The sequence below is a fragment of the Marinibactrum halimedae genome (assembly GCF_021234875.1).
In the GTDB taxonomy this organism is placed as follows: Bacteria; Pseudomonadota; Gammaproteobacteria; order Pseudomonadales; family Cellvibrionaceae; genus Marinibactrum; species Marinibactrum halimedae.
Map to the genome: position 1 here is coordinate 61,007 of NZ_JAJQVM010000012.1, position 15,131 is coordinate 76,137.

The window sequence follows — 15,131 nt, forward strand, 5'->3', positions numbered from 1 at the left end:
CAAAAAAACCGCACTGTTTATGGCGGTTTTTTTGTGTTCTCTATTTTGTCTTTTTGATTATTTTATTGTGCTGCCGTCACCGTACCTATTACTACGTTGTCTTCGATAATAATAGGATCAGGAAAGTCTGAGAAAGCTGCTGTGCAGCCAGCTACACCATTCGCTATTCTATTGCCCGTTACGTCGCCATAAATAGTGTTTTCCAAGATGTTCATATTGCCGGAGAAATCAGAGGTAGACAGTAAAGATCCTGCGACCCCCCCCGTGCACCGGCTTCCACCGGAAATCGTCGCGTATATTTTATTGCCTTGGGCGTCGAACCAACCTTCCGCCTCATAAGCATCACCCACTAAACCACCAAGGTAGGAACCGTTTGTGCTAATTTCACCACGGACGGTATTGGAATTCACCTTTGCGCCACCGTATTCACCCAGAATAAAAGCGGCTATACCACCCGCGCTTCCTGTATTAGCAGACAGTGTAATATTCACGTTGTTGTTTTGAATGGTAGAAAACGCTTCTCGTATTTCGGCATTTCCAATAATGCCCCCCAAGGATGCGCTGCCGGAGGAGGTGACACTACCGGAAATGAGATTATTCTCAACTACTACATTTCCATAGTATGCCCAAACATCGACATTCCCCACTAACCCCCCTGCAAAGTTCGAAGTGCTTTCAATGGTTCCATTGAAATTATTTTTTATAAACGAGAGTTTGACACCGCTATTATTATCCCCGTCATCCTGATGAGCGCCAAGGATTCCGCCGACATGGTTGTTTCCGCGTACGTCACCGTTGATAAAAATATTATCGAAGGTGATGCCTAAGAAAAATGGGTAATTATCAAAGTACATATTACCGACGATGGTGCCTACATTGGAGTAGCCAGTGATACCTTGCTCGGCAATCTCGATGGTAATATTTGAAATGTATGCGCTGCGGTCTCTACCGTCGTAGGTATGATTTTGAAAACTCCCGAATAGGCCGATATTATTACCTTGGGTCTCGATATCGGTTTGATCTCTATTGATGTATAACCCAGAAATAGTATGGCCGTTCCCATTAAAAACCGCTTCAAATCCTGCAGTATCGTTACCAATGGGTAACCAACCATTGTTAGAGCCATCACCATCATAGTCGAAATAAGCGTCGTCGGCATCAATTTTACCATCACCGGACGTGTCAAAAGATAAATCTGCGGTTAATTCATACCCAAAGCAACCAGAGTTTGGACAACCTTGTGACGATCGATTGCCGTGAAAATCAACCAATGCCTCACCAGATAAATCATTTCGAATCCAGTTTAAGGTTTCTAATGAATCAATTTCTATCAAGCCATTTCCATCTTGGTCCACAATGCTTTCTGGGTTGGCTGATACGTAAGAACTGGCACTGAGTAAAAGGCAAGAAATTAAAGTGTTTCGAGAAAATATTATCATGTTCAATATCCTTTTGTTGCACTGTTGTAAGAAATCTTTAGAGAAAATAAAGGATTTTTGCGCTAATTATTTTGATTGAAATCAGGGGGATTATAAAAATTTCTTGTTGTTTGTAAATTAATTATTTGTGAATGATTAATGAGTCAATCTAATTGGGAGGATTTTGATGAATTATTTTTTGAGAGGGGTGTGTAATAAGAGGTAATAATTATCGATTGAGATTTTTTTGGTTTTGTTGTTTTTGAATATGCCGCACAAAAAATTATTTTGTGCGGCTGTGTATTGGTTTTATTTTGATTGTATTTTTAGGTTTGTTAAAAATTAATCAGCCAATGGTAGTCCACTAGGCAGCTTGTCTGGAACAATATCCAGCATGTTTAATGAAGCTGGGTCGGTTAGGGCATGCATAAAATCCATTAAATCTTGCACGTCAGAATCGTTCAGGGGCTTTCCTCGTATATAGAGTGCAGGGTCAACAGTGCTGAGTAAGCGATTGATGGTGACTTTATCATTTTGAAATAAGCCTGCTAATTCGGGCTCGATTTGATTTGCATCATAATTATCCAAAGCGTCTTTGGGGTTTAAATGATGGCGGATGGCATCTTCTAGTTTGGCATAAGCACCATTATGAAAATACGGTGATTCCAGCTCGATGTTTCTTAAAGATGGAGTTCGAAATTTAAAATCGTCTTCTTTATTCCCGGTAATAGCACCACGACCTAAATCCAATGGGGCGGCATCACCTCTGCCGGTTCCTACTTGCGGTGCAGCAATGTTGTGAAAATCCAAATCCGTTTGTAAGCCGCCCGCATGACAGCTGGCGCAATTTGCTCGTCCATAAAATAATAGAGCGCCTCGTTTTTGGCTCTTTGATAAGGCGCTGTTGTCGCCGGCCAGATAACGATCAAATGGTGAATTTAAAGCCGTGAAGGCTTCTTCCATAAAAGCGCCAATGGCTTCAGAAATATGGCTTATGTCTAGTTCGCTTTCTTCTAGGCCTGGAAATGCGTCGGCCAGTAATTCATCGTAGCCTTCTTCATTGGTGACGCGAGCGGTAACCAATGGCCAAATTAATGGGAAATCAGCATTGGTGAGTTCGGACATTTCATTGGGTTGCCCAAAGACATCCAGTTGGCCAGGGAAGCCTCGCATTTCTTCATCAGGCGTTAATGGAATAATGGAGAACGCAGAGAGTGCATTGGAAAAGTTCTGTGGCGTAAAGGGATCTGCCGGTGAAAAAAAGCCGGTTTCTGTGGTTCCGCCTAAGCGCCCATCCCAAAACATGGTATCCCACTCTTCTACGCCACGGTTCCAAAGGCTAAGTGTATTACGGGGTAAAAATTGGAAAAATTCATCGCCATCACCTCGGCGATGTGGGCCTAACCCGATGGCACCTTGTCCGCGTGATTGGCTTTGGCTGTCGGCACTGCCGAGTAATGGGTTATGGCAGGTTGCGCAAGAAATATTTCTACGCCCGGCGACTTCTTTTTCAAAGAATAAATTTCGACCCAGCTCTACTAAAGCGGGATCTCGTGGGGCTGGTGCGTCTACGGGTTTTACTTGGTGATATTTTAATAGGTGTCTAAGTTTTTTGTCTGAAAAATCTGATTTAACGGTGGCAAAAGCCGGTGAGCTAATGATTGCAGAAAGTGCGATGTAAACGGTGGTTTTTCTCAGGCGTTTCACATTTCTAAGACTCATTATTCTAGCCTCCAAATGTAGGTTTTGTGTATAACTGGATAAAACCAATGTGGTGTTTTAAGGGTATTTTTTTACGCATGATGTTGAGACGCTTTTCAATTGGCGCAATGAGAAATCTGTTGTTAGATTTTTCCGGTCGTTAATGATCGGTACGTCAGAGATTGAACAATTTGATGGTTCTAATCCTCACGAATTCGTAAACATTTTGTGGCGTTTTATTTTTTGTCCTGAAGTAAGTTTTTTTTGGCGCGTTAATCTAAATGAGTCGAAAAAGGGGGAGTACAAAGGGTGTGAAAGAAGATATAAAAAATGAAAAAGGGGGGCTGAGAGGAGGGGGGTTGAGAGTAGGAGTGATGGTATGAGTGAGAGCAGGAGGTTGAATGTGACGATAAACCAGATGGTCGTGATTTGGCTTATCGTCAACAATAATCTCTTAAAAGAAAATGTTACAAAGGAAAGAGATTGTAAAAAAGAGCTTTATTATTTTTTCAGCTCTAAAGCAAGCCATTCATCGTCTTTTTTGAATCGAGCAGAGCGGATATTTCTGCCTTTTTCAAAATTAACATGATTGGTTTGTTTGGGCCAAACTTCCTGAAAAGCGTTCATTTTCACCCACAAAACATCGTGCTTTTGTGGGAGCTTCACTTCCTGGTAGACCCAAAAATATTTACCTTCGACTTCATGTCCAACGGTTAACAGCGCCATTTCGTTGTCAATTTCAGACGCCTTAATGGCAAAGTGAAGGCGTACATATTGGGCAAAGCGCTCTTGTGTATCACTGCTACTGATGATGTCCGCTTTTATGCCGAAATGCTGCTTAAGGACATGCTCTGCATCGTGAATAGAAAAGCGGTGGGCAATCTCAAGATTGCCCGTTCGCTCATTCACGAGTATGGTGGTATACGCTTCTTTTTGTTGATGCGCTAAGACGGTATTGGGTGCCAATATCGCACTCATTAACAAGAAGCCAACGCAGATACTGTGAATGATCCTTTTCATTATTTACGCTTTTCCTTCACTTCAGGGTCTTTCAGCTCTGTTTTTATGTCGTGCATGATGTCACGATATACAGGCCCTTTACGTGGTTCATCTTTATACGACTCAATCCGTGATGGAATGATGCGGGGTGGGTAATGGTTGTTTTCATTATTCACATCGGCGGTTTCCCAATGTGGGTCAACAACCACGGAAACAAGCTCTTGTTTCTTGTCAGTGACAATCAGTTTGCTCACTTTTTTCGGAGAGCGACGCCAGATTTCCGCTGGGATCATCATCTCTTCTTTTTTACCGTTTTTAAATTCCAGCTCAAGCAGAATGGGCATGACCAAGCCGCCTAAGTTAGAGAAATTAATGACGTAGTAATTTTTATCTTCGTCAACGGCACGTTCGAAGGCTTTACGTTCCCAGGGGTCAAGGTCAGCAAGGAATTGCTTGTACTTGTTACGCTCTTTATTGGTGACGGTAAAGCGATCGTTCTTGTCGTAAAAATCAGAGACGTCTTTGTTCAGTTCTACCCAAGTACGCTTACGCTCTTCTTTGTTACGCTCAACAAACAACGAGGTCGGCTTGTCGGCCTCTTCTTGTCGACGACGTTTAAAGTCGATATCTGGGTTTTTGGTGTCTAAACGCAAGGTGTACACACTGTCGACCGAGATATCGACGTGGTCTGTGGTATAGAACCAGCCACGCCAGAACCAATCTAAGTCAACACCAGAGGCTTCTTCCATGGTGCGGAAGAAATCAGAAGGCGTCGGGCGCTTGTTTTTCCAGCGCACGGCGTATTCTTTAAAGGCAAAATCAAACAATTCGCGACCAAGAATGACTTCACGAAGAATGTTCAACGCCACAGCAGGCTTGGTGTACGCATTCGGGCCTAACTTCAGTACGCTGTCGGATTGGGTCATCACAGGTACTTGTACGTCAGACTTCATATAAGCCGTTACATCGCGTGGCTCTACACCCCAAGGAATGGTTGGGTCCCACTCACGGCAGGCAACGCCATCCATAAAACTGTTTAAGCCTTCATCCATCCATGTCCATTGGCGCTCGTCTGAGTTGATGATCATGGGGAAGTAGTTGTGACCCACTTCGTGAATCACTACGCCAATTAAAAAGCGTTTTTCAGCTTGGGTGTAGGTACGACTGCCGTCTTCATGCCAGGTAGTGCGAGGGCCGTTGAAGGTGATCATGGGGTATTCCATGCCGCCGACAGGACCATTAACACTGATTGAAACAGGATAGGGGTAGTCAAAGGTGTAGCGAGAGTAGACATCCATGGTGTGGATGATGGCTTCCGTGGAGTATTTCTTCCAAAGGTCGCCGCCTTCTTTCGGGTAGTAAGACATTGCCATGACGAAAGGCTGTTCTTCACCCCCTTGGTGATACCCTTTGGCATCCCACATGAATTTACGTGAAGAGGCCCAAGCAAAGTCACGAACGTTCTCTGCCTTAAAGTGCCACGTCTTAGTATCACGCGTGCCTTCTTTTTCATTTTCAAGCGCTTCATCTGCTGTAACGATAAAGACAGGACGCTTGGCGTTTTTCGCCTTCTCTAAGCGTTGCTTTTGAGTGGCGGTTAATACGTCGTTTTCGTTTTGAAGCACACCGGTTGAGGCAACAATATGATCCGCTGGAACGGTCATTTTTACATCATAGTTACCAAACTCCAGTGTGAATTCACCACGACCCAAAAACTCTTTGTTGTGCCAGGCTTCATAGTCGGAGTAACTGGCTAGGCGAGGAAACCATTGAGCCAACAGGAAGATGTCATTACCGCCCTTGCGAGCATCATCTGGGAAGTGCTCATAGCCCCCACGGTCTGTAACGGCGTCCTCTTCTAGGATGTTGAAGGCGAAGTCTAAGCTGAACTCAAAGGTTTCGCCGGGCTTTAGTGGCTTCAGCAAATCCACACGCATTTGTGCGCTATTGATCGTGAAGGGTAAGTCTTGGCCTTGCGCCTTCACATTGGTGATGGTGTAACCAATCTCATTATCGTCATAAAACTGATTACGACGCAGTTTTCCTAAACTGATACCAGCAGGTTGATCATCGTTCATGGCACGGGTGCTTGGACCGCGCCCACCTGTACCAGAGAAATCGATTGTGAGTTCAGAGATGGAATCTGGCTTAAAGCGGTTTTGCTCAAGTTGAAGCCATAAGTACTTCAGCGTGTAGGGTGAGTTGTTGTGATAGGTGATGCGTTCATTTGCCGTAATGCGACGCTTTTTTTCGTCGAGTTTCGCATCAATAATGTAGTCGACCTGCTGTTGCCAGTATTCTTTACCTGGCTCACCAGCGGCATTGCGATAGTCGTTGGGGGTCGGTAGCACTTCGTCGAGTTGGCGGAACTTATCTTCAAAGTCACCCTTTGTTTGCTTGACTGCGCTTGACCAGGCGCTAGAAGTAAACAAACCCAGCGCACAGGCCCAAACGCCTGCGGTTACAAGTTTTTTCATTCAAATACCTTTTATATTCCACAGTAATTCATAGTGGGTTTTCATTATTTGTGGGATTTCATCATGCTTATTGGGTCACAAGACCTCGGATACTGGTCAATGCCAGCCGCGAAATAGTTGCATACCTAAATCATCACCAAACCATAACGAAGAGTGATTAAAACTCCTCAAAGAAATTATAAAAGCGAAAGATTCTTGAGTTTTGTGACACAGTACTCCTTAAAAATGTTATGTTGATTATCGCGCCAGAGGTGAGCAAATATAGGCGCCATACAGTCGCTTTATTCTTTTCTGGTTATAGATAAAAATTTTTTATAGCAAATTTGGCGTTAAACCCATGACATTTCTTGCCGAAATAGTCATTAACAGATGTCATTTATATGAATAAATGTGTGGTATTGAGGGTGACTTTGGCCAGTCAGGTAGTTTATGAGTGGTAATTTGTTGGGAGTAGAGTAAGGATCATTTCATGAATTTTATCGCGTCTATGTCGGTCACACGTAAGTTAATCATTGCCTTCATGTTCACGGCAACGATTACGACGGTTGTTTTGACGTTGCTGTCTGTGAGTTCTACCGGACGAATGATGGAAGAGCAGTTAGAGCAGAATGAATTGCCCGATACCCTTGCGAACATTGCGGGGGAGATTAGCAAAGAAATTGTGGTGGTAAAAAATGCTTGTGTATTCCTTGCCAGCGATACTTTAATGCTGGAGTGGTTTGATCGACCAGAGGATACCCAGACCGAGCAATTACTCGTTAACCGTTTAAACAACATGGTGTCGTTTTTTGATGTGGATAAAGCCGGATTCACGGATAGAAAAACAGCCCGCTATTGGAACACCGATGGCTTCTTGAGGGTATTGGAGCCCGATTTAGACAACTGGTTTTTTAAGTTTCGTTCTAGCGGTAACGACTTTAATTTGTCGTTGTACACTAACCAAGATGGTCAAACGATGTTGTTTGTAAACTACCAGCAAGTGAATGGCCGTGGGTTATCCAGCATTGGTAAGGAAGCGAGTCAGTGGCGAAGCAGTTTATTGGGTAAACAAATTCGTGAGTCAGGCTTCACTTATATTGTGGACAAAAACGGAGAGGTGATTTTACATCCAGATGCTGACTTAATCGGAAAAGCCGATTTGAATATGTTGTATGACGGACAGGCGAATCAGCTGGTAGAAGGGAAAGACTTTCATCACGTTGAAATCGTTCACAATGGTGAGCCACTCATTCTTGCGCGTCAAAGTATTGCTGATACGGAATGGACGCTCATTGCCCAAATTCCTCGTAATGAAGTGTACGTTGCGGTGGATAATGCTCGTAATCAGTTAATTTTATTTGCGCTGATGGTGATTGGCGTTGTCATCATCATGGCATGGTGGCTTGCATCGACTATTTCCAAACCCATCCAGCAGATATCCAATACCTTTAAAGAATTGGGTGCAGGCGATGGTGATTTATCTGTGAGGTTATCCATCAATAATCATCGTGAGCTGATTGATCTGGCACAAGGGTTTAATGACTTTGTGGGAAAAATTGATCACACGATCGTCTCTGTAAGAGAGACCAGTGCGCAGTTGAGGAGCCAAGCGAGCACGGTATCTGGCTTTGTGGATTCTACCAAGCAACAAGGACAAATACAGTTAGATCATACCGTTCATGTGGCTGCCTCAATTCACGAAGTAGAGGCTACGGTACAGGAAATCGCGGGCAGTGCCTCCCAAGCGGCGGATACGGCAGATAAGGCCGACAATAGCGCGCAACAAGGGGTGGAGCTGGGTGAGGAAACCCGAAATAAAATTATCCAAGCGAAAAATGATGTGACGGCTGTTGCAGACGATATGGGCGTATTGGCGGGCGATATTGATTCCATCAGCGAAATACTTAGCGTTATTAATGGTATTTCTGAGCAAACGAATTTATTGGCGCTAAACGCGGCCATTGAGGCGGCTCGTGCCGGAGATCAGGGACGTGGCTTTGCGGTGGTGGCCGATGAGGTTCGACAATTGGCACAACGAACCAAGACGTCCACAAAAGATATTGAGGAATTGATTAGCCATTTAACCCGTCAGTCGTCCCAAGCTGTCCAAAAAGTCATGAATAGCACAGCGAGTACAGACGACAGTGTTAATTCCGTGACCGAAAGTGAAGAAAAGCTTGAGCACATTCAATCGGCGGTTTCTAACTTGAAAACGTTAAACGATCAAGTTGCGGTAGCCACAGAAGAGCAGGCGGCGGTGATTAAAGAAGTAGCCGAAAATGTTCATCGAATACAGGCGATTTCGGAAGAGACGTTGAACAATACTGAACAACTTTCTCATTCTAGCGGTACATTAGTTGAGTTGGCAGAAAAGCTGGATGAGTTGGTGCAAGGGTTTAAACATTAAGCGGTTTAAACATGAATAAGAGATTGGGCACGAAAGCGTCCAATCTCTTAAATGAGTCTTAATTAATCATAGTGGGTATTTAGTCATAGTGGGTATTTAGTCATAGTGGGTATTTAGTCATACTGGGTATATAGTATGTCGGCTATCCAAAAAGTCTCATCCCCTTCGGGTTTTTGAATAAAAATTTCGTCATCTAAACGTTTCCCTAAAAGCGCCTTGGCTAAAGGGGAGTCCATACTGATTTTTCCAGATTTTACGTCGAATTCGTCCGGCCCTACAATTTGGTAGGTGACGGTCGATTCGTCTTCTTTTTCCAGAGTGATTGTGGCTCCAAAGAAAATTTTATCTTTTTCTTTCGGTAGTCGATCTACAATGGTTAGCTCTTCAAGACGTTTGCTTAAATAGCGAACGCGACGGTCAATTTCTCGCAAACGTTTTTTGCCGTAAATGTAATCGCCATTTTCGGAGCGGTCGCCATTCTTCGCCGCTTCATGCACTGCATCCGTTACCTGGGGGCGTTCAACTTTCCAAAGCTGATGCAGCTCCGCTTTCAGTTGCCGCGCCCCTTCCGGTGTAATGTAGGCAGAACTTTTGGGTTGTGGTGGTCTCCAGCGTCCCATAAATTAGCGTCTCATAAATTAGCGTCTCATAAATTAATGTACCATCGGCCAATTTTGAATGATGACGGGCTCGATGGTATCAGCAGGTGTGAAGGAGAACATTTGCCCATAAAAATACAATTCTGCTTCTAATGAACGAATAATATTGTGCGCTTGACGAAAGCCATGACCTTCGCCTTCAAATGGCACGTATGCCACGGGTAATTGTTTATTGGCAAGGGCTTCAACCATGGACTCGGCTTGGGCAGGGGGCACGACTTTGTCGTCCAGCCCTTGGAATAAAATGACCGGGCAGGATAATTGCTCTACCGCATGAATCGGGGAGCGAGCAATGTAGGTATCTTTCGTTTCTGGGTAGGGGCCGACGAGCGAATCCAGATAGCGCGCTTCGAATTTATGAGTGTCGGTGGCCAGGGTTTCTAAATCGCCAATACCGTAAAGGCTGCAACCTACTTGAAAAGTATCGGTAAAGGTCAACGCGGCCAATACGGTGTAACCTCCGGCGCTGGAGCCTTTAATGGCCAAGCGTTTTGAGTCTGCTAAACCCTTTTCAACGAGGTATTGTGCGCCGTTACAGACATCTTCCACATCATGAATGCCCCAGGCGCCTTTCAGGTTGTCTCGATAAGTGCGGCCATACCCCGTACTGCCGCGATAATTGACATCCAACACGGCAAAGCCGCGTGAAGTCCAATATTGAATTTTGATGTTCATGGCGGTACTGGTTGCCCCTGTTGGGCCGCCGTGGCACAACACCATTAACGGTGGCGTTTCCTTTGAGGGGGCAGAGAATTCAGGATTACAGGGGGCATAATAAAAGCCATGGGCTTGTTGACCTTGTGGGCCGAACGTGACGGCTTCAGGTTCTGAAAGAAACGCAGTAGAAAAGGCTAACTCTGCAGAGGTGATTGCCGTCGTGGTAAACGTTGTTGAGGGTGAGCGCGCTTCGTTGAACAAATGGATCAATGCGGTTGGGGTTTGGGCGTTGCCGGCTAAAAAAGCCGCGTTGTTGTGAGCATCTGATGCGATGCTATTTATTTCTGTATAGGGTGTTTTAATCGATTGGAATTCACCAGAGTTGAGGTGAATTAACGCCAAATGCCAAAGGCCATGTTGGGTGTAGGTGGCAATGAGCGTGTCTTCATTGAGAAAACTCCACGTCGACATTCCAAATACCCATTGTGGGGTGGCAAATTCTGCTTCGATATGGGTGATGCTTTCGGTGGTGTGGGTGGCGGTGTCGTAACGATAAATATTCCACCAATTATTGCGATCACTGACGAAATACAGCTCGTTGCTTCGAGTCTCGCTGGTTGCCCACTTTGGCTGAAAGACCGATTCCGAATTGCCATTGGCGGCACGCCCTGCTACGGGGGTTGGTGCTTTTAGGTGGCCGTTGTCATCAAATTGGGCGACCCAGCAATCGGTATTGTCCCACGGCATGTCTGGGTGATTCCATGTTAGCCAGGTGAGTTGTTGCCCATCTTGGCTGAGGTTTGGGCTGGCGTAAAAATCGTGGCCTTCGTGTAAAACGGTGAAGGCTGTATTGCCCTCTGCTTCCTGTGGTGTTCTCAGGGAAATCGCCACTAATTTTGCCGTAGGTTCTGCATGGTGTTCACGGTGACTGGCAGAATGATCTTCCAATATGCAAATTAATCGGTCTCGAGTGGCATCAATGCGTAAGTCGGCAAAACGCCAACTGCCTTCTTCGCCGGGTGAGGCTGGTGTGATGGGTTCAGGCACTGCAAGTTGCTTGCCGTTTAGAGGGAGCCGATAAATGCGTTGGTCATCGGCTTGCACAAAATACACAATGTCGTCATAAACACAGTAGCTGCCGCCACCGTACTCATGAGCTTTGGAGCGCGCGTTCAAAGGTCGTGGTAAAACCTCTTCAGTAGTGATGTCTTGGTCGGTTTCGCTCCTGTTAGCGTGTTTATTTAACGGTGTGCGAACAATGGCATTTCGTCCTTTCTCTTCTGGACGAGACTCTATCCAATACAGCCATTCGCCATCTATTTGGGGCTCAGCAAGTCGGACGCTTTGTGCAACAAGGTGTTCGCTCGTAATTGGAGATTGCCAGCTACCATAAGGCGAAATAGAAGAAGATTGAGAGGCGTGTTTGGACGATGTGGCAGTATCACTGTGCATTCGCTTTCCCATTTTAGGAGATACCCTTTAGGATGTGCTATTTGAATTTGTTTGTCGTGAGTGTACACCGGCGGATGATTCTCGAAAATGGTCAGTCTGTGCGACAACTCGGAAAGATATGAATAACGTTTTAGCCGCTCTTAATAATTGTTTGAAAAACAACCCTCTTGAACATTGGTGGGTAGGATACAGTGGAGGGTTAGATTCCACGGTTTTATTGCACGCGTTAAAAGAGAGTGTGAGAACACGCTTTCCTTTTGAGAACGTGTCTGAAAAAATTACGGCAGTGCATATTCACCATGGATTATCAACGAACGCTGATCAATGGCTTAGCCATTGTGAGCAACAAGCTCGTGATTTTGGCGTTTCATTTTACTATGAGCGAGTGGCCGTCTCTCAAGACAATGGCAGTGTGGAAGACGCAGCGAGACGTGCACGGTATTCTGTTTTTTCTCAACATGTTCGAAGTAAGCATGGATTATTGCTTGGACACCACCTGAATGATCAACAAGAAACCATATTGTATCGATTATTACGCGGTGCCGGGCCGTCGGGCTTGATGGGAATTACCCACTCACGACGTGTAGGAAACGGTGTTTTATTTCGACCTTTTTTGGAACTTCCACGTAGTGCATTAGAAGCTTATGCCAACGCTCACGGCCTTCAATGGATTGAAGACGAAAGTAACAGTGATGAACGCTTTGATCGCAATTATTTACGCAATCAAATTTTTCCTTTACTCGCTAAACGGTGGCCAGATGTTGAGCGCCGATTGTCGGTTACTTCAAGCTTGTGTGCCGATACTATGGCATTGAATGATCTTTATACGCAGCAAGATTGGTCTGTATTGAAGCCGAAAAAAGAACGTTTGGGGGTGAGTGTTAATCTTACTGAGTTGCGTCAATGGCCAGTGATACGTCGAAATGCGGTGTTACGGTTTGGTATTCAACAATTAAATTACACCACGCCCGAGCAAGTTCATTTGCAGCAATTGAATGCGCAAATGATTGATAATACCCGAGACGATCATAAGGCTGAAGTAATCTGGGGAAATGTAACGGTTCGCTATTATCATGGGCGTTTGTTTTTTTTACCTCGGGATGCTTTCAGAGATAGAAAAAATAACCTACTTTTATCCCAAACCTCCATTATGATAACAGGCTCAGTAACGCCCATTCCATTACCAGGTGGAGGGGCCTTTACTCTAACCGCTCTGAGTAAGCAGGAGAGTCAATCTCAATTAAAGGAAAAAAACGGCCAGTCTCCTACTGTGGTAATTCGCCTGAATGCGCAAGAATTAGTGCACCTCACCTTTGCTTTTCGACAAGGTGGAGAGCGTTGTAAACCCTATGGTCGACATAAATCTCAGACATTAAAAAAATTATTGCAAGAAGCATCTTTGGAACCATGGTTGAGGGATCGAGTACCTTTGTTATATTGCGGCGAAAAAATCGTTGCTGTAGGGGATTTGTGGGTGTGTGATGGGTTTGAGTTTAATGGCGCTGTGTTTGATGATGGCAATCGATTTTTTGCGCTTCGTTGGGAGTGTGAGTAGATTTGTGAATAAGCCATTATGTCGATCTAATCGTTATGCATTCTTAATATACAATCCCTTTCTGAGGTTTGGCATTGAAACGATGTGAAGGATTTTCCACCCGTCATTTTGGCTTTCAACTTTCTTAGCCCGTTATTAAATGTTATGGCCAGTCTTGTGCTTCTTTCAGGATTTTTTTTTGAAAAAATAACATGGGTGTAAACTTCTTGAATTGAGCGGTTGTGATGAGTAACAAGGCTGATGGCTTGGCGGTTGAAATGGGTATGTAAGAGGTTGTATCCAACATTAATGTCAGCGGGAAATAGATCAATGCGGCTTGCCAATAATTTTTTCATGCTTTGTAAGTCAGTTTGGGTGAATTCCACATGAAGCATCTTTTGTTTGGTGGCGAAATCAAATTCATGTCCATAGGTGTATTCTCGGGTGGCGCCGATGGACAACCCTTTTAAATCTTCAATAGTTTCCCAGTTGAAGTCTAATGATGTTAAGTGAAAAATAACTTTTTGATGTATGAAAACAGGATCACTAAAAATGACTTCCGTTTCTTTTTCGGGGGTTTTTGCCCATGTAATAGACCCATCGATGACCCCACTTTTTACATCATTGTATCCTCTGGCCCATGGAGTGAATTGATACTTTACCTCGATGCCTTCCATGGCAAAGGCTTCAGATACAATATGAGAATAGATGCCATAGTAAGTCAGTTTTTCGGATGTATAAGGTGGCCACTCTCCATTTGCCAGCACGACGACTTCATTTGCCCATAATTTTAAGGATAAACAAAGGCTGATAATTAGAAAGGGAAATTTCAATAAGCAGCGAATTAGGATTGTTGATTTGAAGTTAGTAATAACTATCATAGTTTGTTTATATTACTTTCTAACGGGCGGTGGTGTATTTAATTCTGACCGGAATGCCTCATTTTGACTATAGCTGTAAATAAATAAACTATGAATATTCTAATTTAGAATGTTTTATCCGCCAGGTAAACCCGCTTTTGCGGGCTGTTTTTCCATTAAAATTTAATTTTTTAAATCAAACCAAAGTGCTTCTATATCATTTATGGCAGTTAAAGACAGGGTTCTCGATTGTTCACCGCCAATGCCGTCACCTGAGCTGAGTTCGATGGATGTGATACCGTGCTGGTTTGGTTGATTTGAGGTTACCATCACTTGTCCTTTCACCATATGAAGGTAGCTGCTGCGTTTTTCTGCCAAAAAGAGTTCGACGCTTTCTCCTTTTTTTAATACCACCCGTTGCATAATGGCGTCTTGATTGATAGTAAGGCTGCCATCATGCCCTTCTGGACTGATGAGTGTGGTCACTTTGCCTTTTTGTGCCACCACGGCTTGTTCGTAGCTGGGTTTGATGCCTTGAAATTTGGGTTGTATCCAAATTTGTAAGAATTTAAGAGACTCTGTTGTTGAGGCATTATATTCCGAGTGGGTGATACCCGTACCGGCGCTCATCCGCTGTACCTCACCGGCAGGCACAACAAAGTGATTGCCCATGCTGTCTTTATGCTCAATCGTGCCCTCGGTAACATACGAAATAATTTCCATATTTTTATGGCCATGGGTATCAAACCCAGCAGCCGGGGCTACGGTATCGTCGTTAATCACTCTCAAGCTACCAATGCCCATGTGTTTGCTATCGTAATAGCTTCCGAAAGAAAAGGTGTGTTTGCTGTCTAACCAACCAAAGTGGGCACTGCCACGGTCATCGGCGAATCGAATGTAGTCCATAGTAACCTCCGGGGCTAATTAGGGTGTATTAAATCTGTGGAGACTGCGAATGGGGGAAGTGTACGATGGTGGAGTGAATGAA

General features: G+C 44.4%; 10 protein-coding genes. 2 read left to right on the forward strand and 8 right to left on the reverse strand.

What is annotated here, in order from left to right; translation table 11 throughout:
* Positions 1 to 62: 62 nt before the first annotated feature.
* The 4 genes from LU351_RS08830 to LU351_RS08845 form a co-directional block, all read right to left on the reverse strand.
* Positions 63 to 1,439 carry an autotransporter outer membrane beta-barrel domain-containing protein gene (locus tag LU351_RS08830; RefSeq protein WP_232593705.1) on the reverse strand — a complete coding sequence of 459 codons (1,377 nt, stop codon included), beginning with the start codon at positions 1,437 to 1,439 and terminating at the stop codon, positions 63 to 65.
* Between the two features lie 321 nt (positions 1,440 to 1,760).
* Positions 1,761 to 3,140: a cytochrome-c peroxidase gene (locus tag LU351_RS08835; RefSeq protein ID WP_232593706.1), complete on the reverse strand. Its 1,380-nt coding sequence runs from the start codon at positions 3,138 to 3,140 to the stop codon at positions 1,761 to 1,763.
* A gap of 480 nt (positions 3,141 to 3,620) precedes the next feature.
* On the reverse strand, positions 3,621 to 4,139 hold the full coding sequence (locus LU351_RS08840) for a DUF6702 family protein (protein ID WP_232593707.1): 519 nt from the start codon (positions 4,137 to 4,139) through the stop codon (positions 3,621 to 3,623).
* Positions 4,139 to 6,595, reverse strand: coding sequence for a M1 family metallopeptidase (locus LU351_RS08845; RefSeq protein WP_232593708.1), 2,457 nt, complete (start codon positions 6,593 to 6,595; stop codon positions 4,139 to 4,141). Before LU351_RS08845 ends, LU351_RS08840 begins: the two co-directional genes overlap by 1 nt.
* A gap of 469 nt (positions 6,596 to 7,064) precedes the next feature.
* Between LU351_RS08845 and LU351_RS08850 the strand changes: the two genes are divergently transcribed.
* On the forward strand, positions 7,065 to 8,981 hold the full coding sequence (locus LU351_RS08850) for a methyl-accepting chemotaxis protein (protein WP_232593709.1): 1,917 nt from the start codon (positions 7,065 to 7,067) through the stop codon (positions 8,979 to 8,981).
* Between the two features lie 113 nt (positions 8,982 to 9,094).
* Here the strand turns inward: LU351_RS08850 and greB are convergent, their stop codons facing one another.
* Together greB and LU351_RS08860 are read right to left on the reverse strand one after the other, a co-directional pair.
* Positions 9,095 to 9,601: a transcription elongation factor GreB gene (gene greB, locus LU351_RS08855; protein WP_232593710.1), complete on the reverse strand. Its 507-nt coding sequence runs from the start codon at positions 9,599 to 9,601 to the stop codon at positions 9,095 to 9,097.
* Between the two features lie 33 nt (positions 9,602 to 9,634).
* Positions 9,635 to 11,749 carry a S9 family peptidase gene (locus LU351_RS08860; RefSeq protein WP_232593711.1) on the reverse strand — a complete coding sequence of 705 codons (2,115 nt, stop codon included), beginning with the start codon at positions 11,747 to 11,749 and terminating at the stop codon, positions 9,635 to 9,637.
* A gap of 118 nt (positions 11,750 to 11,867) precedes the next feature.
* Here LU351_RS08860 and tilS point away from each other — a divergent pair, with 118 nt between their 5' ends.
* The gene (gene tilS / locus LU351_RS08865; protein ID WP_232593712.1) at positions 11,868 to 13,304 is read left to right on the forward strand and encodes a tRNA lysidine(34) synthetase TilS; all 1,437 of its coding nucleotides are present in this window, start codon (positions 11,868 to 11,870) and stop codon (positions 13,302 to 13,304) included.
* A 26-nt stretch (positions 13,305 to 13,330) separates the two neighbouring features.
* On the opposite strand, the gene LU351_RS08870 is transcribed toward tilS, so the two are convergent.
* Complete coding sequence (locus LU351_RS08870; RefSeq protein WP_232593713.1) at positions 13,331 to 14,050, reverse strand: substrate-binding periplasmic protein; 720 nt, start codon at positions 14,048 to 14,050, stop codon at positions 13,331 to 13,333.
* Positions 14,051 to 14,326: 276 nt separating this feature from the next.
* On the reverse strand, positions 14,327 to 15,049 hold the full coding sequence (locus tag LU351_RS08875) for a pirin family protein (RefSeq protein WP_232593714.1): 723 nt from the start codon (positions 15,047 to 15,049) through the stop codon (positions 14,327 to 14,329).
* Positions 15,050 to 15,131 lie beyond the last annotated feature (82 nt).

Excerpts from the sequence above, each read along its gene's own strand:
- LU351_RS08830 (WP_232593705.1), bottom strand. The coding sequence starts at position 1,439 with ATGATAATATTTTCTCGAAACACTTTAATTTCTTGCCTTTTACTCAGT.
- LU351_RS08835 (WP_232593706.1), bottom strand. The coding sequence starts at position 3,140 with ATGAGTCTTAGAAATGTGAAACGCCTGAGAAAAACCACCGTTTACATC.
- LU351_RS08840 (WP_232593707.1), bottom strand. The coding sequence starts at position 4,139 with ATGAAAAGGATCATTCACAGTATCTGCGTTGGCTTCTTGTTAATGAGT.
- LU351_RS08845 (WP_232593708.1), bottom strand. The coding sequence starts at position 6,595 with ATGAAAAAACTTGTAACCGCAGGCGTTTGGGCCTGTGCGCTGGGTTTG.
- LU351_RS08850 (WP_232593709.1), top strand. The coding sequence starts at position 7,065 with ATGAATTTTATCGCGTCTATGTCGGTCACACGTAAGTTAATCATTGCC.
- greB (WP_232593710.1), bottom strand. The coding sequence starts at position 9,601 with ATGGGACGCTGGAGACCACCACAACCCAAAAGTTCTGCCTACATTACA.
- LU351_RS08860 (WP_232593711.1), bottom strand. The coding sequence starts at position 11,749 with ATGCACAGTGATACTGCCACATCGTCCAAACACGCCTCTCAATCTTCT.
- tilS (WP_232593712.1), top strand. The coding sequence starts at position 11,868 with ATGAATAACGTTTTAGCCGCTCTTAATAATTGTTTGAAAAACAACCCT.
- LU351_RS08875 (WP_232593714.1), bottom strand. The coding sequence starts at position 15,049 with ATGGACTACATTCGATTCGCCGATGACCGTGGCAGTGCCCACTTTGGT.